Origin of the sequence: Streptomyces yangpuensis (assembly GCF_001005295.1) — a bacterium.
Taxonomy (GTDB): Bacteria; Actinomycetota; Actinomycetes; order Streptomycetales; family Streptomycetaceae; genus Streptomyces; species Streptomyces yangpuensis.
In genome coordinates, this window is the sequence record NZ_LBMK01000003.1 from 1,213,675 (window position 1) to 1,232,597 (window position 18,923).

18 protein-coding genes are annotated in these 18,923 nt (G+C 73.5%); 10 read left to right on the top strand and 8 right to left on the bottom strand.

The window, feature by feature from the left end; all coding sequences use genetic code 11:
* Positions 1 to 94: 94 nt before the first annotated feature.
* Positions 95 to 556 (bottom strand): hypothetical protein, encoded by a 462-nt coding sequence (locus AAT21_RS20735; RefSeq protein WP_052757900.1) that lies wholly within the window; start codon positions 554 to 556, stop codon positions 95 to 97.
* Positions 557 to 1,092: 536 nt separating this feature from the next.
* Here AAT21_RS20735 and AAT21_RS20740 point away from each other — a divergent pair.
* A complete protein-coding gene (locus tag AAT21_RS20740) occupies positions 1,093 to 1,914 on the top strand; it encodes a class I SAM-dependent methyltransferase (protein WP_046778263.1) in 822 nt (273 codons plus the stop codon).
* A 45-nt stretch (positions 1,915 to 1,959) separates the two neighbouring features.
* Here the strand turns inward: AAT21_RS20740 and AAT21_RS20745 are convergent, their stop codons facing one another.
* On the bottom strand, positions 1,960 to 2,967 hold the full coding sequence (locus AAT21_RS20745) for an NAD-dependent epimerase/dehydratase family protein (RefSeq protein ID WP_046778264.1): 1,008 nt from the start codon (positions 2,965 to 2,967) through the stop codon (positions 1,960 to 1,962).
* Positions 2,968 to 3,045: 78 nt separating this feature from the next.
* Entirely contained in the window at positions 3,046 to 3,552 is a 507-nt protein-coding gene (locus AAT21_RS20750; RefSeq protein WP_046778265.1) for a GNAT family N-acetyltransferase, read from the bottom strand.
* 200 nt (positions 3,553 to 3,752) lie between these two features.
* Between AAT21_RS20750 and AAT21_RS20755 the strand changes: the two genes are divergently transcribed.
* Positions 3,753 to 5,150, top strand: coding sequence for a L,D-transpeptidase (locus AAT21_RS20755; RefSeq protein ID WP_235438973.1), 1,398 nt, complete (start codon positions 3,753 to 3,755; stop codon positions 5,148 to 5,150).
* Between the two features lie 99 nt (positions 5,151 to 5,249).
* On the top strand, positions 5,250 to 5,942 hold the full coding sequence (locus AAT21_RS20760; protein ID WP_046778266.1) for an HAD family hydrolase: 693 nt from the start codon (positions 5,250 to 5,252) through the stop codon (positions 5,940 to 5,942).
* Here the strand turns inward: AAT21_RS20760 and AAT21_RS20765 are convergent.
* The gene (locus AAT21_RS20765) at positions 5,914 to 6,483 is read right to left on the bottom strand and encodes a hypothetical protein (protein WP_046778267.1); all 570 of its coding nucleotides are present in this window, start codon (positions 6,481 to 6,483) and stop codon (positions 5,914 to 5,916) included. The genes AAT21_RS20760 and AAT21_RS20765 overlap by 29 nt on opposite strands.
* Positions 6,484 to 6,537: 54 nt before the next feature.
* On the opposite strand from AAT21_RS20765, the gene AAT21_RS20770 reads away from it, so the two are divergent.
* From AAT21_RS20770 to AAT21_RS20780, 3 genes are all read left to right on the top strand, one after another.
* Positions 6,538 to 7,380: a class I SAM-dependent methyltransferase gene (locus tag AAT21_RS20770; protein WP_107081326.1), complete on the top strand. Its 843-nt coding sequence runs from the start codon at positions 6,538 to 6,540 to the stop codon at positions 7,378 to 7,380.
* 97 nt (positions 7,381 to 7,477) lie between these two features.
* Positions 7,478 to 8,278: a 3-hydroxybutyrate dehydrogenase gene (locus AAT21_RS20775; RefSeq protein WP_046778268.1), complete on the top strand. Its 801-nt coding sequence runs from the start codon at positions 7,478 to 7,480 to the stop codon at positions 8,276 to 8,278.
* Positions 8,279 to 8,424: 146 nt separating this feature from the next.
* The gene (locus tag AAT21_RS20780) at positions 8,425 to 9,771 is read left to right on the top strand and encodes a serine hydrolase domain-containing protein (RefSeq protein ID WP_167350604.1); all 1,347 of its coding nucleotides are present in this window, start codon (positions 8,425 to 8,427) and stop codon (positions 9,769 to 9,771) included.
* Between the two features lie 132 nt (positions 9,772 to 9,903).
* Here AAT21_RS20780 and AAT21_RS20785 read toward each other — a convergent pair whose 3' ends face one another.
* Both AAT21_RS20785 and AAT21_RS20790 read right to left on the bottom strand, forming a co-directional pair.
* Positions 9,904 to 10,284 carry a VOC family protein gene (locus AAT21_RS20785; RefSeq protein WP_046778269.1) on the bottom strand — a complete coding sequence of 127 codons (381 nt, stop codon included), beginning with the start codon at positions 10,282 to 10,284 and terminating at the stop codon, positions 9,904 to 9,906.
* Positions 10,285 to 10,358: 74 nt separating this feature from the next.
* On the bottom strand, positions 10,359 to 11,012 hold the full coding sequence (locus AAT21_RS20790) for a DUF4389 domain-containing protein (protein ID WP_046778561.1): 654 nt from the start codon (positions 11,010 to 11,012) through the stop codon (positions 10,359 to 10,361).
* A gap of 232 nt (positions 11,013 to 11,244) precedes the next feature.
* Here AAT21_RS20790 and AAT21_RS34600 point away from each other — a divergent pair, with 232 nt between their 5' ends.
* Both AAT21_RS34600 and AAT21_RS20800 read left to right on the top strand, forming a co-directional pair.
* Positions 11,245 to 12,102 carry a 2OG-Fe(II) oxygenase gene (locus tag AAT21_RS34600; RefSeq protein WP_157879754.1) on the top strand — a complete coding sequence of 286 codons (858 nt, stop codon included), beginning with the start codon at positions 11,245 to 11,247 and terminating at the stop codon, positions 12,100 to 12,102.
* A 170-nt stretch (positions 12,103 to 12,272) separates the two neighbouring features.
* A complete protein-coding gene (locus AAT21_RS20800) occupies positions 12,273 to 14,705 on the top strand; it encodes a SpoIIE family protein phosphatase (protein ID WP_046778270.1) in 2,433 nt (810 codons plus the stop codon).
* Between the two features lie 300 nt (positions 14,706 to 15,005).
* Here the strand turns inward: AAT21_RS20800 and AAT21_RS20805 are convergent, their stop codons facing one another.
* Entirely contained in the window at positions 15,006 to 15,458 is a 453-nt protein-coding gene (locus tag AAT21_RS20805; protein WP_046778271.1) for a VOC family protein, read from the bottom strand.
* 133 nt (positions 15,459 to 15,591) lie between these two features.
* Between AAT21_RS20805 and AAT21_RS20810 the strand changes: the two genes are divergently transcribed.
* A complete protein-coding gene (locus tag AAT21_RS20810; protein ID WP_046778272.1) occupies positions 15,592 to 15,930 on the top strand; it encodes a hypothetical protein in 339 nt (112 codons plus the stop codon).
* Between the two features lie 230 nt (positions 15,931 to 16,160).
* On the opposite strand, the gene AAT21_RS20815 is transcribed toward AAT21_RS20810, so the two are convergent.
* Entirely contained in the window at positions 16,161 to 17,063 is a 903-nt protein-coding gene (locus AAT21_RS20815) for an NAD-dependent protein deacetylase (RefSeq protein WP_046778273.1), read from the bottom strand.
* A gap of 168 nt (positions 17,064 to 17,231) precedes the next feature.
* Between AAT21_RS20815 and AAT21_RS20820 the strand changes: the two genes are divergently transcribed.
* A complete protein-coding gene (locus AAT21_RS20820) occupies positions 17,232 to 18,839 on the top strand; it encodes a phospholipase D-like domain-containing protein (protein WP_046778274.1) in 1,608 nt (535 codons plus the stop codon).
* Positions 18,840 to 18,923: the final 84 nt, after the last annotated feature.

Here is an 18,923-nt window from a genome sequence, read left to right on the forward strand (position 1 = left end):
CGTTCTCGACCATGATGCAGCCGGTGTCGTCGGGAGCGGGCTTGTCGTTGCCCGATCCGGGCTTGCTGCGGCCGCCGGCGGTGATGACGTTCGCCTACCCCATCGACTGGTCGAACTCGCGCAGCCACGCGCGGGGTTCGCCGTCTCCCGGCGGACCGGCGGCGACGGTGATCACGGAGCCCCGCCCGTACCCCTGCTCGGCGACAGCCGTGGCGCTCACCTGGAGCCGCTGGTCGGTCCGCTTCTTGACCTTGTAGTAGAGGTCGCGTCCCCCGGTGAACCTGTCCAGGTACTGGCCGGGTGCGACGAGCGGAGCGTCCTGGCAGCCGTTCAGGGAGCCGGAGACCGGCTTTCCGGTGGCCTGGTAGGTCCGCCATCCCTTGCGGAACAGGGTGCCCAGGTTGCCGGTCAGCGAGTCGGCGTCCTGGGCGTCCGCGTACGACCCGCCGGTCACGTCGGCGATGCACTTCAGCTGCGTGCGCGCCGAGGAGGGCGTGCGGAAGCCGACGACGTCCACGGCGAGGTCGACCCCCTGGGCCTTCAGCTCACGGGCCACATCGCAGGGCGGCGGCGGAGCGCAGGTGTCCTCCCCGTCCGAGACCAGGACGATCCGGCGGTTGCCGGTCGTGCCGAGGTCCTTGGCGGCTTCGCGGAGGGAGACGCCGATCGGCGTGAACCCGGCCGCCGTGAAGCCCTCGAGGCGACGGCTCCGAACTCCCCGTCCGGCACGCCGTCCACGGCCCCGGCCGGCTCACCACCTGCCTCGCCGAACCGGTGACGGCTCCCGGGGCCCGCATCAACCTCAGCTTCTACACGCCCGCGGACGCGCCCTGACCCTTGCGGAGGGTCTCGACCCGCTGCTCGATCGCAGCCCGGCCGGCCCGCTCGCGCCGCCGGGCCCTCGACCCGGAACGCCTTCCGGCGCAGGCCGCGAAACGCCGGGCGAACGCCGCTGGAACGCCACATGGCGGGGGAGTGGCGTCCCGGGGGCGCCCGACAGACATCCGTTCGGGGGACTCGGGACGCCCGGGGCACGCGGAAGCCGCTTCCGTGCTCCACGATCGGCGGGTGCAACCCCGGAGGGAGGACCCCATGAGCACCCCGTTCGCGTCCGCCGCCCCCTACTACGCCCGCTACCGGCCCCCGTATCCGCGGGAGTTCCACGACCTGCTCGCGGACCGCTTCGTGCTCGACGGCTCCCAGACCGTCCTGGACCTCGGCGCCGGCCCCGGCACGCTCGCTCTGCCCCTGGCCCCGCTGGCCGACCACGTGTACGCCGTGGACCCGGAGCCGGCGATGCTCGCCGAGGGGACACGGCTCGCCGAGGAGCGCGGCCTCACGAACATCTCGTGGCTGCGCGGCGACGACGCCGCCGTCACCCGGCTGTGCCTGCCCCGGATCGACCTGTGCGTCATCGGCAGGGCCTTCCGCCGGATGGACCGCGCGCGGGTGCTGACCGGCCTCGACGAGGTGCTCGCGCCCCGGGGCGGGCTCGCCGTCGTCGCCTGCCTGCACCCGCCCGGCGCACCGCGGCCGGCCTGGCTGACCGTGGTCGACGAGGTGCGCGCACGCTTCCTCGGAACCGGCCGGGCCGACGGGGACGGCCGGGAGGACACCGAGATCCGGGACGACTGGGAGGACTGGGTCGAGCTGGGCGAGCTGGGCGACCTCCTCGCGAAGTCGCCGCTCTCGCGCGTCGAAACCCACCAGTGGGACCAGACCGTCCGCCGCACCGTGGACGAGGTGGTCGGCCTCCAGCTCTCGCTCCCCTCCTGCGGCCCGGCCGTGCTGGGCGACCGTACGGCAGCCTTCGGGACGGAGCTGCGCCGGGCCCTCCTCGACCACGATCCCGGCGGCACCTACGTCCGGACCGTCCGTATCGGGGCCGCCGTCGCCACCAGGCCGCGGCGCTGACCGGGCCGCGGCGCTGACCGGGGCGGGTCGCGACCGCGGCCGGGCTCAGCCGTCGAGTTCGGCGCCGTCGAGCGCGGCGAGGAGTTCGCGTTCGTAGCCGGTGCTCAGGCCGGCCCGGCGGACGCGGTCCAGGCCCTCGGCGCGCTCCCACTCCAGGAGGTCCGCGAGCATCTGCGCGCGCGGCCGGTGCCGCAGCCCCGCCGCGCGCGCCGCGGCACCGCTGCGGGCGGAGAAGCCCGCCCACCGCGGGTCGGTCATCCACATGGCCAGCGACTCCGGCCCCATGAACGGCGCGACCTCCCGGTCCAGGAACCACTGCGGGTCCGCCGTCGCCACCTCCCCGGTGTGCCCGGCCACCCGGCGCGACAGGCCGACCCACTCGTCGAACGGCACGACGGGCCCCACCGCGTCGAAGGTCCCGGCCGTGCCCTCCCGCGCCAGGTCCAGCAGCCATCCCGCGAGATCACGCACGTCCACCACCTGCGTCGGCAGGCCGGGGGAGTGCGGTACGAGCATCGGCTGGTCCACCGTGCGGGCGGCGCGCGCCACCCAGTAGCCCGACCGCCCGGTGTGGTCGCCCGGGCCGCCGATCAGTCCGGCCCGGGCGACGACGAGCCGGTCCCCGACCGCCGCGCGTACGGCCGCTTCGCAGGCGACCTTGGCCTCCCCGTACTCCTCCCGCCCCACGTACTGCTGCTCCGTGGGCGCGAGGAGCGCCGCCGACTCGTCGGCGCCGACCGTGCCGTGGTCGGCGTAGGCGCTGACGGACGAGACGTACGTCCAGTGCCGGGTCCGCTCCGCCAGTGCCACCAGTGCGTCGCGGACGAACGCCGGCTGCCAGGACACCTCCAGTACGGCGTCCCAGTCGCGGTCCAGGAGACCGGCGTAGGCGGCGGCCCCGTCCTGCCGGTCCGCCGCCACCAGCCGGGCGCCCGGTGCGACTTCGCCGCTCTCGCCGCGGGCAAGGCATGTGACGTGGTGGCCGCGTTCCACCGCCTGCCGGGTGATCTCACGCCCCAGCCACGCGGTCCCGCCCAGTATCAGAAGCTCCATCCGTCCACCCCAGCACACCGGGGCCGCCGGCCGCGACCCCGGTTCGCGGTCGGCGAAGACGCGGGCGCCGCACCCGCCTCACAGATCGCGGCGCATGCAGACACGGGGCCACCGGTCCAGCCCGTGCGCCGCCTCGCGCGCGCGGATCTCCCGCAGGCCCGCAGTGAGCGCCTCCGCGGCGAGGGGACGGAAGCCGCAGCGGACGTAGTACGGGGCGTTCCACGGGACCTCGGTGAAGGTGGTGAGCGTCAGCGCGGGCACGCCCTCGCCCACGGCGACCGCGGCGAGGTGCTCCAGCAGGGACCGGCCGATGCCGCGGCGGGCGTGGTCCGGATGCACGGACACCTGCTCGACGTGGAGGTTGCCCGCCACGCGTTCGGCGATGAGGTAGGCGACCGGGGCGTCGGCACCGTCCACCGCCACCCAGGCGAGCCCCGCCTCCCGGTAGGGGGCGAGCTCGCCGAGCGTCAGCGGCTCGTCGTCGGCGATCTCCGGCATTCCGATGTCCCGGAAGCAGCGCCCGGCCGCCCTCTCGATGTCCTGGAGGACCGTCAGTTCGTCAGCATGGACCGCGCGTACAGGCATGGCGGCATTGTCCGCGCGGAACCACCCGGATGCACACGGGTTTTCGCCGCGGCCGCGGTGGTCTGTGCTCCGTCCGAGTTCACTTCGGGTGCCCGTTCGGCCCCAGGGCCGAGCGCATGATCATCATGTTGGCTCCCCATCGGTTTGATACGGCTATGCCACGAATGCGACGGACACAACCGACCAAGGCGTGGGGCGCCGTGGCTGCGGTGACGGGGGCCATGCTGGTCGTCGCCGCAGCGCCGGGCCGGGCCCCCGATACGACCTCACCGGACACCACCCCCGCGGGCCAGGCGCGCGAAGCCGCGGTCACCCTGCTGGTGGGCAGGGTGCTCGAAGGGGCCCACGGTACCGGCGAAGGGCGGTGCGCCGCCCGGGTGTTGCAGCCCGGCCTGTGCGACGGCTGGCAGGAGCAGCGGGTACGGGCCACCGCACGCGGCGTGGGGTCCGTACTGAAGGAGCCGGCCTTCGCCGACGCCGCCTGGGCGGAGGTACGGCCCACCGACGCGGGCGGGCCCCTGGAGATCACCCTCGGCGAACCGGGCCGTATCACGGACGTGACCGTGCGGGACGGACACGGCCGCCACCTGGCCGGTGAACTGGGCCCGCACAACGACCGCTGGCTCAACACCGAGTCGCTGCGCGCCGGGGAGACGTACACCGTGCAGGTCGGCGCGCAGGACGCGGTCGGCAGCCCGGTCGGCGTGACCATGGCCTTCCGTACCGCGCCGCCCGCGGACGGGGGCAGGCTGACCGTCGAGTTCGGGCCGGGCCCGGGCACCTACGGAGCCGGGGAGATCGTGACGGCCGCCCTCAGTCGGCCGGTCCCCGCCGGCGACCCCGTGGCGCGCGCCCGGCTGGAGCAGGCGCTGGAGGTGACCTCGGAGCCGCCTGTCGAGGGCGCCTGGCACTGGGTCGACGCATCGACCCTGCACTTCCGCCCCCGTACGTACTGGCCCGCGCACACGGTGGTCCGCGTCCGCAGCGGACTCGACGGGGTCGAGGTCGGCGACCAGGCCTACGGCGGCCCCTCCGAGGACCTGCAGTTCACCATCGGGGACCGCATCGAGGCCGTCACCGACTCCGCCACCCACCGGATGACCGTACGCCGCAACGGACGCGTGATCAGGACCATCCCGGTCACCACCGGCAAGGAGGGGTTCAGGACCCGCAGCGGCATCAAGGTGGTCCTGCGCAAGGAGTCCAAGGTCCGTATGCGCGGTGACACCGTCGGCATCAAACGCGGCACCAAGGAGTTCTACGACCTGCCCGTCTCCTACGCGACCCGGGTGACCTGGAGCGGCGAGTACATCCACGCCGCGCCCTGGTCGGTCGAGGCGCAGGGCGAGGAGAACGTCAGCCACGGCTGTACGGGGATGAGCACCGAGAACGCCGCCTGGTTCTTCGACACCGTCCGGGAGGGGGACATCGTGGAGGTCGTCAACAGCGGCGGCGAGAGGATGGCCCCCTTCGACAACGGCTTCGGCGACTGGAACGTGGACTGGCCCAGCTGGCTGGCCGGCAGCGCACTGGCCGACGTCGACGCCGCCTCGCCCGGTTCACCGCTCACCCCGTCCCGCCTGCACCCCACCACCTGACGGACCTGACGGACCTGACGGACCTGACGGACCTGACGGACCCGACGGACCCGACGGACCCGACGGGGCGTCCGGGCGGCCCTGGCATACGATCACCCCATGATCCGAGGAGTGATGTTCGACTTCTCCGGCACGCTGCTGCGCATCGAGTCGACGGAGGAGTGGCTCGGCGCGGGCCTGGCGGCGACCGGCATCCGGCTGTCCGACGAGGAGTTCCGCGAGACGGCGGGGCGGCTGACGGAGTACGGCGCCCTGCCGGGCGGTTCCGCGCCCCGGCGGATGCCCCCACACCTCGAAGCCGTGTGGCAGGAACGGGACGTGAGCACCGATCAGCACCGGGCCGCCTACGGCGGTCTGGCGCTGGCCGCCGGCCTTCCCGCGCCGGAGCTGGCGCAGGCGCTCTACGACCGCCACATGAGCCCGGCCGCCTGGCGGCCGTACCCGGACGCCGTACCCACGCTGCGCGAGCTGCGGCGCCGGGGCGTCCCGGTGGCCGTGGTGAGCAACATCGGCTGGGACCTGAGGCCGGTCTTCCGTGCGCACGGCCTGGACGAGCTGGTCGACGTGTACGTGCTCTCCTATGAGCTGGGCGTCCAGAAGCCCGATCCCCTGATGTTCCGGACCGCCTGCGACCGGCTCGGCCTGCCGCCCGGCGAGGTGCTGATGGTCGGCGACGACCGCACCGCGGACGGCGGCGCCGCGGCGCTCGGCTGCCCGGTGCACTTCGTCGACCACCTGCCGGTCGGCCGGCGGCCGCACGGCCTCACACCCCTCCTGGACCTGCTGGGATAGACGCCGGCGGCGGGTCGCCGTCGATGTTCCACCGGGACGGCAGCGGCCCGTCGCAGAACACGCACACGAAGTCGTCCTCGCGCACGATGCCGACCTCCCGGCACCCGGGGCACCGGCGGAACACCACCTCGTGCGTGTACCCGCCCGGGTGCCCGATCCCCGCCGCCCCCAGCGCTTCCGCGACGGCCGCCCAGGAGACGACGTCGGGGCAGTACCCGGTCGACTGGTTGCTGACCTCGCCGACCGCCCACGCACCGGCCGCCGCCCGGGAGAACCCCATCTCACCGGCGGCCAGGACGGCCGCGCCGCCCGCGCACACGACGTGCTCGCTGCGCCGTGGCGCGAGCCGCAGCACACCGGTGGTGTCGACGACGAACGTGAACGGCTCGGCGAGCTCCCGCGCGGGCAGCGCGGAGAGCCACGCCTCGGCATCCGCTGCCGACCGGATGCCGAGGCCCCCGCTCCCCGGCCGGACCAGTGACAGCGGCCCGGCGGGCCCCACGTACCGGTAGGCCCGGTGGGGGCGCCCTCGTATGCCCATGGGGACACCGTAAATGACGCGCCCTCAGCCGGGCGGTGTGCCATCCTCGGCTTCGTGATCGACACCCCGGCGAACGCCGACGACGCGGCCGCGCTGAACCGCGCCATGTGGGAGACCCGCGCCCGGGTCCACGGCTCGACGGCCACCGACCGGTTCTACGACGTGGAGTCCTTCGTCGCGGGACGCGAGACGCTCCACCTGCTGGAACGCGAGCTGGTCGGCGACGTCGCCGGCAAGGACCTGCTCCACCTCCAGTGCCACTTCGGCATGAACACCCTGAGCTGGGCCCGGCGGGGAGCCCGCGTCACCGGCGTCGACTTCTCGCCGACGGCCGTCGAACGGGCCCGCCGGCTGGCCGAACGGACCGGCCTGCCCGCCACCTTCGTCGAGGCCGACACCCAGCGGCTCCCCGACAGCCTGGCCGGCCGCTTCGATCTCGCTGTCGCCACCTACGGGATCCTGTGCTGGATCGGCGACCTCGACGCCTGGATGCGCGGCGCGGCCATGGCCCTCAGGCCGGGCGGCAGCCTGGTCCTGGTCGATCTGCACCCGGCCTTCCAGACCGTCGCCACGCTCGAACCGCTCGTCGTCGACTGGCCCTACGGCGGCGGCGAGCCCCACCGCGACACCGTCACCGGGACCTACGCCGAACCGGGCCTCAGCCTGCCGGCGCAGGACGTCATCGAATACCCGCACTCCCTCGGGGAGATCGTCACCGCGGCCGCGACCGCCGGCCTGACGGTGAAACACCTCGGCGAGCACGTCGCCGCGGAGTTCGACCCCCGCGGCATCCTGCACCAGGGACCGGACGGCCTGTACCGGCTGCCGTTCGGTGACTCCCACCTCCCCGTCATGTACTCACTGGTCGCCCGCGCCCCGCATCCGCACGCCTCCTGAGGAGGCTCCGGCCGGTTACGGCCGACACACCCCGCCGCGGGACTGTGGTGCCCGCGCACATGGGAACGGGCCACCGGCGTGGCCGATGATTCCCGCCATGACGAGCGCGAGCGCCATCCCTCCCGGCTCCCACGGGACAGCAGCCGCCGCAGGCATCGACCTGGCGGGCCGTACCGCCCTGGTGACCGGAGCCGGGAGCGGGATCGGGCGGGCGTGCGCCCTCGCGCTCGCCGGTGCCGGGGCCCACGTGCACGTGGTGGACATCGACGCCGCGGCGGCCGCGTCCGTCGCCGCGTCGACCGGCGGCCGGGCCCACGTCGTCGACCTGGCCCAGGCCGCACCCGTCGGGGAACTCCCCGCAGAGGTCGACATCCTGGTCAACAACGCCGGGCTCCAGCACGTCGCGCCGCTGACCGACTTCCCGCCGGACCGGTTCGAACTCCTCCAGCGGGTGATGGTCCACGCCCCGTTCCTGCTGCTCCGCCGGGTCCTGCCGTACATGTACGCCCGGGGCTGGGGCCGCGTCGTCAACATCTCCAGCGTGCACGGCCTGCGCGCCAGCGCGTACAAGGCGGGCTACGTGACCGCGAAGCACGCCCTCGAAGGGCTGAGCAAGGTCACGGCCGTCGAGGGCGCCCCGCACGGGGTCACCAGCAACTGCGTCAGCCCCGGCTACGTCCGCACACCGCTGGTGGAGCGGCAGGTCGCCGCCCAGGCGGCCGCCCACGGCCTCGACGCCGACCGCGTCGTCTCCGAGGTGATGCTCGGCCGCTCCGCCGTCAAACGGCTGATCGAACCGGAGGAGGTGGCCGCAGTCGTCCTCTGGCTCTGCGGTCCCCACACCGGCCACCTCACCGGCGCATCCCTCCCCCTGGACGGCGGCTGGACGGCCACGTGACAAATGTAATGGTCCGTCAAGGTGCATCTACGTCCGAAGGTTGATGCCTGTTTCGTCCTGGCGGAGGAAGAGCCGCCGCGGACCCGTCGCGAAGAATCGACGTGTACCGGTCACCGGCCCCACCAGGCCCGCGTCGAGGAGCCGCCATGAGTCACCCCCGTCCCGTCGTCCGTCCTGCCCGGCGCCGCGCGGCCTCGGCCACCGCCGTCGCCGTGGCCCTGCTGGCGGGTCTCGCCCCCGCCGCCAGTGCCGCGGGCCCCGGCGGGCAGGCCGCCGGGGCGGCGGCCGCCGGTCACCGCCTCGACCGGGCAGAGCTCCAGGCCAGGCTCGACGCGGTCCGGGACGCGGGCGTGTACGGCATCTTCTCCGCAGCCCGCGACGGCCGCGAGCGCTTCGACGGCGCCGCCGGAACCGCCGACCTCTCCACCGGGCGCCCCGTCCGTGCCGACCTCCGGCACCGCGTCGGCAGCGTCACCAAGACGTTCACCGCCGTCGCCGTGCTCCAGCAGAACGCCAAGGGCCGCATGGACCTGGACCGGCCGGTCGGCGACTACGTGCCCGACCTCCTGCCCGGCGAGCGCGGCCGCAAGGTGACCGTGCGCATGCTCCTCAACCACACGAGCGGCATCGAGGACTACATCGCGGACGCCTTCCCCTCCCTCCAGAAGGGCGCCACCGGCAGCCTGGACTACCACCGCTACCGGACGATCCGCCCCGCCGAGCTGATCGGTTACGGCGTGGCCCGGCCCCAGCGGTTCGAGCCCGGCACCGACTGGTACTACTCCAACACCAACTACGTGCTGCTGGGCGAGATCCTCCGCAAGGTGACCGGCCAGGACCCCGAGCGGCTCATCGCCAAGGACGTCATCCGGCGCGCAGGCCTGCGCGACACCTATTTCCCCGGCACCGACCCCCACATCCGCGGTGCCCACGCCCGCATGTACGAGAGCTTCTACGGGATCATCGACCCGCCGCGCGACTACAGCGTCTACAACATGACCTGGGGCGGCACCGCGGGAGCGCTCGTCTCCACCCCGCAGGACCTGAACACCTTCTACCGGGCCCTGCTGACCGGTGACCTCCTGCCGCGCCGCCAGCTGGACCAGATGCGCACCACGTACGAGGTCAAGGACGGGAAGGGAGAGGTGGTCCTGCGCTACGGCCTCGGCATCTACTCCCTGGACACCCCGTGCGGCCCGGCCTGGGGCCATGACGGAGGCGTCTGGGGCGCCGGCACCATGGCCCTGTCCAGCCCGGACGGCACCCGGCAGTTCGCACTCGGGTACAACCTGATGAAGTATCAGCGCATCGACGAGGCGGGCACCGCGTTCGACCCGCACCCGGCCGACGCCGCCATGACGGACTACCGCGACCAGGCCCTGTGCGGCAGGACCGTGCCGAAGCCGTCGCAGGCGCCGCAGGTCCCGAAGCACGGTGCCGTCGAAGCCCCGGCGCCCCTGTCACCGGCCCTTCCGGCGCTCCCCGCTCGCTGAGCCGGCGCAGCCGCCGTAGGGGTCACCCGGCCGCCTCCTCCGGGGCGGCCGGAGGCGCAGCCGGGCGGCGAGCACGGCGACGTCGTCCGCGGCGTGCTGCGCGTCGAGGCCCCCGAACCGGCAGGACACCCCCTACGCCCCGTCCGCCTCCAGCACGGAGAGGATGTTCCCGGCCGGGTCCTTGAACCAGGCGATGGGGGGTCCGCCCTCCTCGCGGCAGATGCCCTTCTCGTCCTGACGGAAGCCGTCGTACCGCTCGAAGGCCACACCGCGCGAACCGAGGTCGTCGACGGCCCGCTCGATGTCGGGCACCGGGAAGTTCAGCACGGTGAAGGTCGCCGGGGCATGGTTCTCCTTGGGGTACACCAGGACGTCCGTGCCGCCGCCGAGGTGCAGGGACAGCAGCCCGTTGTCCTCGGAGACCCGCAGGCCGAGGGCCGAGCCGTAGAAGTCCTTCGCGGTGTCGACGCTGTCGACCGAAAAACCGCTGAATGCCTTGCTGTCTCCCAGCATGGTCTCTCCTTCCGCCCGTCCCGTCACGGCTCCATCGTCCCTCCGGACACGGGCTGCCGCATGGCCGCCCCGGCTCAGGGCGCGGCGGTCAGCGGCTCGTCGCCGCCCATGTCGAGCCGGAACGGCGGGTACGAGTCCGTCATCAGGGAGGTGTAGGCGGCGACCCGGAGCACCCACCGGTTGAGCCCGATGATCAGGTCGAACAGGTCGCGGGGGTACTTCTCGGTGAAGGCCAGGGTGACGACGGCGATCAGGGCGAGAAGCCCGATGAGCCCTGCGCCCCACGTACCGCTGTGCAGGGCGCCGGTGAAGATGCCGATCACGAGGTACTGCGGGATGGCGAGGAGCCACCACTTCACCAGGACCAGGCCGCGGGAGAGCCGCTCGGGATAGGCGATGTCCAGCCGGGCCGGGTAGTCGGGCTCGGGGCCGAGGCTGAAGGGCGGGTACCGGTCGGTGCCGAGGGCGCCGTACGCGTAGTACGACACCCGCCAGGACCAGCGGAGCACTCCGAGGTTGAAGTCGAACAGTGCGCGCGGGTAGCGCTCGGTGAAGAGGATCGCGAAGAAGGCGATCACGCTGATGACCAGGAACGCGAGCCACAGGAAGGCCAGTACGACGTAGTGGGGGATCGCGAGGATCCACTTGACCAGCCACAGCCAGCGCGACAGCGGTGCGTCCAGCCGGGCCGACACCGTCACCGGCGGATAGGGGGTCTGCATGGTCATCGCGCCCACCTCATCACGTTGCCTCGCCTCGCACCCTCCATCCTCCTTCCGCCCCGCGTCCCGCGCGATCTGCGGCAGCGGTCCGGGCAGGCGGTGGCGCCGGCGTACGCCGGGTCCGCCGCGCGGCGGACCCGCCCGCGCCCGCAAGCGCATGGCGCCGGTACGCCGTTCCCCCGTGCGCCCCCATGTGCCCCTTCGACGGCTCCCGCCGCCGCGCGTACGGTTCCGGGCCATGAGCGGATACGCGATGGAATCGGCCACCCCGGCGGAAATCGACACCCAGGCCCTGCCTCCCTCCGATCGGTGGTCCACGGCCCCCGTGGTACCGGCACCGGTGTGCCGCTTCGAGAACTTCCTCGGCGCCGGACGCGCCGCCACCCTGCTGTCGTACGCGATCTCCCGGGAGGCCGACTTCCACGCGGGAACGGTCCTCGACCCCCTCTCGGGCCAGGTCTCCCACAAGGGCCGCAGCTCCCTCGTCCTCCCCGTGACCAGCTCCGTCTTCAGCGCCCACCTGGCGGACTGCCTGCCGCTCGTCCAGGAGATCCTCGGTCACCGCGGGGCCCTCACCCAGACCCTGACGGTCCTGACGTCGCACGGCGAAGGGGGCCACTACGGCATTCACACCGACGCCTCACGGGTCCGCGACGTCGGCACGGCCCTCTCCGCCGTGTACTACCTCCACCGCACACCGCGCGGCTTCGGCGGCGGCCGGCTGCGGCTGTACGACACCCTGCTCGCCGACGGCGGGGCCCGGCCGGCGGAGTCGTACCGCACCATCGAGCCCGAGCACGACACCATCGTGTTCTTCCCGGCCGGGGCGTTCCACGAGGTCGTGCCCTCTACTTGCCCCAGCGGCCACTTCGCCGACCACCGCTTCACCCTCACCACGTGGATCAGCGGCACCGGGCCCGCGCCGACGGACTCCGGCGACCCGTTCCGGATCTGGCCATGGCTCGCCCACGCGGCCGAACGCACCCGCCCGCTGGCGGACGTCGAACACGACCATGACGGCGCCAGCCCCATCGCCCTCCCGGCCGCCGGCCCGGCCACCCGTCTCACCCTCCCCACGCCCCGCAGGACGTCATAGAGGGGTGTCCGCACTCGGCGCCGGACCGGCACGGGGGCCTTAAGTACGCGTGCTCAGGCCCCCCGCCTCCCGCCCGCACCCTCCGAGTCGCCCGATCGGTCCCGGTGGCGACAGCATGGAGGGAGAGCGGTCGCTCGGCGGGACGGTTCCGGGAGGAGGCGACACGGACAGTGAGCAGACATCGCTTTGCGTTCTGCGGTGCGCAGCTCGCCGCCGTCTACGTGGCCGCCGACCAGGACCGGGAACTCCATCTGGCCGAACTGACCGGAAACCGCGGCGTGCTGTACGGACTGCCGGCGATCCTCGCCGTGGCCGGCCATTCGCCCGCCGCCAACGCCTTCCGCTCCGGCCGCCCGCTGTGGCTGACCCCCAAGGAACTCGCCACGTTCATCGAGGAGGATCCCCACCACTTCCCCACCCGGGTCCGGGACGGAGACCCGACCTCCCCGGCCCGGATCTCGCTGGGCGCCCTGCCCCTGGGCCACGGCGACCAGGAACTCGGCTGCCTGATCGTCGCCGGCGACGTCGGGGAGGGCTTCAGCGCCGACGACCGCAGCCTGCTGGAACTGTACGCCGACCAGGTGGCCGCCGGACTCGAATCGGTCGCCGCCCGCTTCGCCGGGCGCAGGGCCCCGCAGGCACATCTCGTCCAGTCACTCGTCCCCGACCAGGGCGGCGCCTTCATCCTCGACCTCGGCACCGGCCGCATGGAGGCCCACGCGCACGTGCTCGAACTGCTCGGCCTGTCCCCCGAGCAGTTCGACGGGCAGGTGGAGACCCTGCTCGCCTGCGCCGTCCCGGACGACATGCCCGCGCTGATGGCCGTCGTCGAGCCGGACCGGCTGGCCGCCACCGGGCAGCAGCTGGCGTTCCGTATCCGCCGCCCCGGCGGCGAGCTGCGCTGGCTGGGCCTGCGCTGCCGGGTGGAGGTGGACCCCGACGGCGCCCCCCAGCGCGTCCTGGGTGTGGTCGCCGACGCCTCCTACCTGCGGCCCAGCGCCGACGAGGTCTCCCTCGTACAGCGGCTGTCGGCCACGCTCGCGGGAGCGGCGACCATCCGCGAGGTCAGCCGACTGGCGGTCGCCGCCCTGCGCGAGCCGCTCGGCGCCTCCCGGGTCGCGGTCGGCGAGCTGGAACCCGAACGGCTCATCGTCACCGCACTCGACCCCCCGGAGCCGGACGCCTGGCCCGAGGCCTGGCGCGCCGAATGGCGGTCCGAGTGGCCCGATGTGTCGCTCGGCGACCTGCCCACCCTGCAGAGCGCACTCCGGGCCGGCCACATGAGCCTGTGGCCGCCGGGCGCTCCGCTCGAACCGGGCCTCCTCGGCGTCGGACCCGGCGGTCTCGCCGTGCTGCCGCTGCCCGCCGAGGGCAGGATGGTCGGGGTCTGCCTCGTGGGGTGGGACGAGGAGCACCGGTTCGCGCCGGAGGAGCGGTCGCTGCTGACCGCGACCGCGGGGCTGGTCGGGCAGGCCCTGGTACGCGCCCACGCTCTGGACGCCGGCCACGAACTCGCCACCATGCTCCAGCGCAGCCTGCTGCCCCGTAAGCTCCCGGAGCTGCCCGGCGGCGTCGCCGTCGCCCGCTACCTGCCGGCGACGGCGGGACTGGAGGTCGGCGGCGACTGGTACGACGTCATCCCGCTCGGCGACGCCCACGTGGCGTTCGTCATCGGGGACGTACAGGGCCACAGCGCCGGCGCCGCCACGATCATGGGCCAGATGCGTACGGCGGTCAGGGCCTACGCGGTGGAGGGCCATCCGCCCGACGTGGTGGTCGCGCGGGCCAACCGGCTGCTCGTCGGCATGGAGACCGATCTGTTCGCCACGTGTACGTATGTGGACCTCGACATGGAGGAGGGCATCGCCAGGGTCGTCCGAGCGGGCCACCTGCCGCCGGTCCTGCGCCATCCCGACGGCGTCGCCGAGGAGATGGCGGTCGAGGGCGGGCCGCCGCTGGGGGTGCTCGCGGAAGCCGAATTCCCCATGACCGAACTGGGGTTGCTCCCCGGAACCCTGCTCGTCCTGCTGACGGACGGCCTGGTCGAGTCGGCCCGGCTGCCGCTGGAGGAGGGCATGCGGCGGGTGTGCGAGGACCTCGCCGAGGCCGAGGGGCGGCTACAGCCCCCACAGCGGCTGCTCAACCAGCGGCCCGTGCGTCGTCGCGACGACGACGTGGCACTTCTGCTGCTGCGCTACGACGGCACCGCGGGCCGGCCCAAGCGGGGCCACTGGACGGTGTGGCGCCTGCCCAAGGCCGTTCTGCACGCGCGCCGCTTCACCGCGCGCACGCTGCGGTCCTGGGGTGTGGTGGAGGAGACCGACACGGCTCTGCTGATCGTGTCCGAGCTGGTCACCAACGCGATCGCGCACACGCAGGGCGAGGTGGGGATGGACCTGACGCTGTCGGCGGACCGGCTGCGGATCGCCGTGAACGACGCGTCGCCGCGCAGCCCCGTCAAACCGGTGTCGGTGAGCTGGGAGTCGACCGGCGGCCGCGGTCTGCTCATCGTCGAGGCGACGGCGACGGCCTGGGGCTCCGTGCCGCTCAGCGGCGGCAAGCAGGTCTGGGCCGAGATCCCCTGGCACGCCCCGACCGCGTGACCCCGCCCCGGCCGGGCCGGGCCCGAGTCCACGGGCACGCCCGGCGCACGGCCGGTCACCCTGCCGCAGAACGCGTGACGAGGCGCCGGCTGCCGTGGACCGCAGCCATCCGCCGTCCACGAGCAGACCGCCGCCATGCTGCACGATGGCGTCCGGGTTCGACCGGGCGGAGCCGGGCGGTTGGACCGGACAGGCGCGGGCCGCCGCGGCGTCGGCGGCGGGCAGCACCCCGACCGCTACGTCGGTGCCGGACAGCTCCTGGACGAGGAGCGGCCGGGCCGGCCCCCGACGCCGATCAGCTCATCGATCTCGCGCGTCCGGGGACTCTCGCCGGGGCCGGTCGATGGCGACGAGTTCGACCTCGAAGCCGTCGGTGTTCACCAGGTACGCGGCGTAACTCCCTTCGCCACCGGCATGCGGGTGGCGATCGGGGAACAGCAGACTCCAGCCGTGTTCCCGGCCTTCGGTGACCAGCCGTTCCACCGTCTCGTGGTCCTTTACGTGGAACGCCAGGTGGTTCAGCCCGGGCCGGCAACGGTCGTGCCGGTCGGAGGTGAGGTCCGGGGACCGTTCGAACACCAGGTAGGTCGCTCCGAGCCGCCAGCTGTGTCCGTCGCTCCAGCTCTGGAACGGCGTGTAGCCCAACGCCTGGAGCAGCCAGCCGAACGAGGCGACGGCCCGGCCGAGGTCGGGCACCCAGATCTCGACGTGGTGCAGCATTCCGCCGGCGGCGGCCGGTGTGCTGTCGGACATGGCGCGTACTCCTCCTTCTCCGGGCACCCGGGACGGCGCTGCTCATGATGACGCACACCCCGCGCGAGGCAACCGTCCGGGCACCCCGCGGGTCTTTCCTGCCACGGGGCAGGCGTGGCGACGGGGGAGTTGGATGGGGGTCCGCAAGACGGTGAAGGGGGTCGGTGACTTCCTGGTGGAGACGGTCGGCGAAGTGGTGGCCGAGGTGGTGCTGAGCGTGCTCGCCTGCGTGCTGCTCGGCCTGCTGGCCCTGATCGCCTATCTGGCGTGGTCCTTCAGCCCGCGCGCGACCCTCGCGGGGGCGGGTGTCCTGAGCCTCGCGCTCGCGCATGGCGCCTGGGTGACCTTCCGCGCCCCGGCGAAGGGCCGCGGCCGGCGCGGACTCGCGGCCGTGACCTCGGCCGGCTTCGTCCTGACCGCCGCGACTGCGGCCTTCCTGGTGCTGTACGGCCCGGGCTGTGAATGCCTCTGAGCCACCCCGGCCGGTCCTCGACTTCAGCAGCATCGCGTGCACCGGGCCGAGGGTGTACTTCCTGGCAGGCTTCGTGGACCGCATCCGGGTCGGCAGAGGTGAAGGCTCGCAGCAGCAGCCGGTCGGTCCCGATCGTCACCGGATCCATGGCGGCAGTATGAACACCACCGCCAGCAACGACCAGCGAATATCGCCCGGGGCCGTCGACGCCGCAGGCCCCCGGTGCGGGGTCAGGTGGTGGTGCCGCCGTCGACCGGGATGTCCAGGTGGTCGGCCAGGGCGGTGAGGGCCGTACCCAGGGGGAGCGCGACCCGGGTCACGGCGTGCCGGTCTCCGCGGGTGGGGTCCCGGTTGACGATGAGCACGGGCTTGCCGGCCTGCGCCGCCTGCCGGACGAACCGGAGGCCCGACATCACCGTCAGTGAGGAGCCGAGGACCAGCAGCGAGGTCGCGCCGTCGACCAGCTCGCGGCAGCGCCCGACCCGCGACGCGGGCACCGTCTCGCCGAAGAACACCACGTCCGGTTTGAGGACGCCCCCGCACTGCGCGCAGGGCACCACGCAGAAGCCGCCGACCTGGTCGTCGGTGAGGTCGGCGTCGCCGTCCGGGTTGAGCCGGGCGGCCACGGGCTCGAAGCCCGTATTGGCCGCCTCCAGCCGCCGCGCGAGGTCACGGCGTGAGCCGGAGGCGCCGCAGGAGAGGCACACGACCCGGTCCAGGCTGCCGTGGAGCTCCACCACGTCCTCGCTGCCGGCGGCCTGGTGCAGGCCGTCCACGTTCTGGGTGATCACCCCGGCGAGCAGCCCGTGCCGCCCGAACGCCGTGACGGCCCGGTGCCCGGCGTTCGGCCTGGCGCGGCCGAAGGTGCGCCATCCGAGGTGGCTGCGCGCCCAGTACCGGCGCCGGGCCTGGGCACTCGCGGTGAACTCCTGGTAGGTCATCGGGGTGTGCCGGTGCAGGCTGCCGCCCTCGCCCCGGTAGTCGGGGATGCCCGACTCGGTGGAGATGCCCGCCCCGCTGAGCACCAGTACGCCGCCGGCCCGCAGCGCGTCGGCGACCGGCCCCGGATCCGTGCTGCCGGGCCGCAGGTCCTCGGTGGTGGGTGTCCAGCTCAGGGTGGGGCGCGTACGCATGCGACCAGGGTACGGAACGGGCGGCGGCAGCGGCGTGGCCGGAAGTCGCCCGGCGAAGGTGAACAGAGGGCTACGGGCTGGTAACTTGCGCGAGTTGATCAAGGTCGAGGCGTGGCCGGCCTGCGCGCCCGTCCCGGCCCGAGCCACCCCCCCAGTCAAGGAACCACATTGGCACGCACCGTCCGTACGACGGCCCTCGTCTCCACCTCGGCCCTCGCACTCGGCATCTCCCTCCTCGGCGCCACCGCCCCCGCCCACGCGGCGGAGGCGCCCACCCCGCACCTGGACTCGATCGAGCAGACCCTGCGCCAGGTCTCGCCGGGCCTGGAGGGCTCGGTCTGGGAGCGCACCTCCGGAAACCGCCTCGGCTCCTCCACGCCCGGCGGCGCCGACTGGCTGCTCCAGACCCCCGGCTGCTGGGGCGACGCCACCTGCACCGACCGGCCCGGATCGCGCCGGCTCCTGGACAAGATGCGCCAGGACATCGCCGGCGCCCGGGAGACCGTCGACATATCGACGCTGGCCCCCTTCCCCAACGGCGGCTACCAGGACGCGATCGTCGCGGGTCTGAAGGAGTCCGCCCAGAAGGGCAACCGGCTGAAGGTGCGCATCATGGTGGGCGCCGCGCCCATCTACCACTCCACGGTCATCCCCTCGTCCTACCGGGACGAGCTGCTCGCGAAGCTCGGCCCCGCCGCCGCGGCCAACATCACCCTCAACGTGGCCTCGATGACCACCTCGAAGACCTCCTTCTCCTGGAACCACTCCAAGCTGGTCGTGGTGGACGGCGGTTCGGTGATCACCGGCGGTATCAACAGCTGGAAGGACGACTACCTCGACACGACCCATCCGGTCAGCGACGTCAACCTGGCGCTGTCCGGGCCCGCTGCCGGCTCCGCGGGCCGCTACCTGGACTCCCTGTGGGACTGGACCTGCCGCAACAGGACCAGCTGGAGCTCGGTCTGGTTCGCCGCCTCGCCCGGCGCGGACTGCATGCCCACCCTGCCGCGGCCCGCCTCTCCTGCGGGCGGCGGGGACGTGCCCGCGCTCGCCGTCGGCGGCCTCGGCGTCGGCATCCGCCAGAACGACCCCACCTCGTCCTTCCGCCCCGTCCTGCCCACGGCCGGTGACACCAAGTGCGGCATCGGGGTGCCCGACAAGACCAACAACGACCGGGACTACGACACCGTCAACCCGGAGGAGAGCGCCCTGCGCGCCCTCGTCTCCAGCGCGACCTCGCACATCGAGATCTCCCAGCAGGACGTGCACGCCACCTGCCCGCCCCTGCCCCGCTACGACGTGCGCCTCTACGACGCCCTCGCCGCGAAGCTCGTCTCCGGCGTGAAGGTCCGCATCGTGGTGAGCGATCCGGCGAACCGCGGCACCATCGGCAGCGGCGGCTACTCGCAGATCAGGTCGCTCTCCGAGGTGAGCGACGCCCTGCGCGGCCGGGTGACGGCCCTGACCGGTGACGGCGGCCGGGCCCGCACGGCCATGTGTGAGAACCTCCAGCTGGCCACGTTCCGTGCGTCCGACCGGCCGACCTGGGCGGATGGGAAGCCGTACGCCCAGCACCACAAGCTGGTCTCCGTGGACGGATCGGCCTTCTACATCGGCTCGAAGAACCTCTACCCGTCGTGGCTGCAGGACTTCGGCTACATCGTCGAGAGCCCGGCCGCGGCCGGACAGCTGGGGAGTGATCTGCTGGATCCGCAGTGGCGCTACTCGCAGGCCACCGCGACGTACGACTACGCCCGCGGACTCTGCCAGGGCTGACGGGGCCGGCGTCACCCCGACCCACCGCCCACCACCCCGACCCGTGCGCTCCGCCCGGCCTCCCCGGCCGGGCGGAGCGCCCTT

Bases quoted from the DNA above. Each gene is read 5' to 3' on its own strand.
- AAT21_RS20740 (WP_046778263.1), top strand. From the start codon at position 1,093: ATGAGCACCCCGTTCGCGTCCGCCGCCCCCTACTACGCCCGCTACCGG.
- AAT21_RS20745 (WP_046778264.1), bottom strand. From the start codon at position 2,967: ATGGAGCTTCTGATACTGGGCGGGACCGCGTGGCTGGGGCGTGAGATC.
- AAT21_RS20750 (WP_046778265.1), bottom strand. From the start codon at position 3,552: ATGCCTGTACGCGCGGTCCATGCTGACGAACTGACGGTCCTCCAGGAC.
- AAT21_RS20760 (WP_046778266.1), top strand. From the start codon at position 5,250: ATGATCCGAGGAGTGATGTTCGACTTCTCCGGCACGCTGCTGCGCATC.
- AAT21_RS20765 (WP_046778267.1), bottom strand. From the start codon at position 6,483: ATGGGCATACGAGGGCGCCCCCACCGGGCCTACCGGTACGTGGGGCCC.
- AAT21_RS20775 (WP_046778268.1), top strand. From the start codon at position 7,478: ATGACGAGCGCGAGCGCCATCCCTCCCGGCTCCCACGGGACAGCAGCC.
- AAT21_RS20780 (WP_167350604.1), top strand. From the start codon at position 8,425: ATGAGTCACCCCCGTCCCGTCGTCCGTCCTGCCCGGCGCCGCGCGGCC.
- AAT21_RS20785 (WP_046778269.1), bottom strand. From the start codon at position 10,284: ATGCTGGGAGACAGCAAGGCATTCAGCGGTTTTTCGGTCGACAGCGTC.
- AAT21_RS20790 (WP_046778561.1), bottom strand. From the start codon at position 11,012: ATGACCATGCAGACCCCCTATCCGCCGGTGACGGTGTCGGCCCGGCTG.
- AAT21_RS34600 (WP_157879754.1), top strand. From the start codon at position 11,245: ATGAGCGGATACGCGATGGAATCGGCCACCCCGGCGGAAATCGACACC.
- AAT21_RS20805 (WP_046778271.1), bottom strand. From the start codon at position 15,458: ATGTCCGACAGCACACCGGCCGCCGCCGGCGGAATGCTGCACCACGTC.
- AAT21_RS20810 (WP_046778272.1), top strand. From the start codon at position 15,592: ATGGGGGTCCGCAAGACGGTGAAGGGGGTCGGTGACTTCCTGGTGGAG.
- AAT21_RS20815 (WP_046778273.1), bottom strand. From the start codon at position 17,063: ATGCGTACGCGCCCCACCCTGAGCTGGACACCCACCACCGAGGACCTG.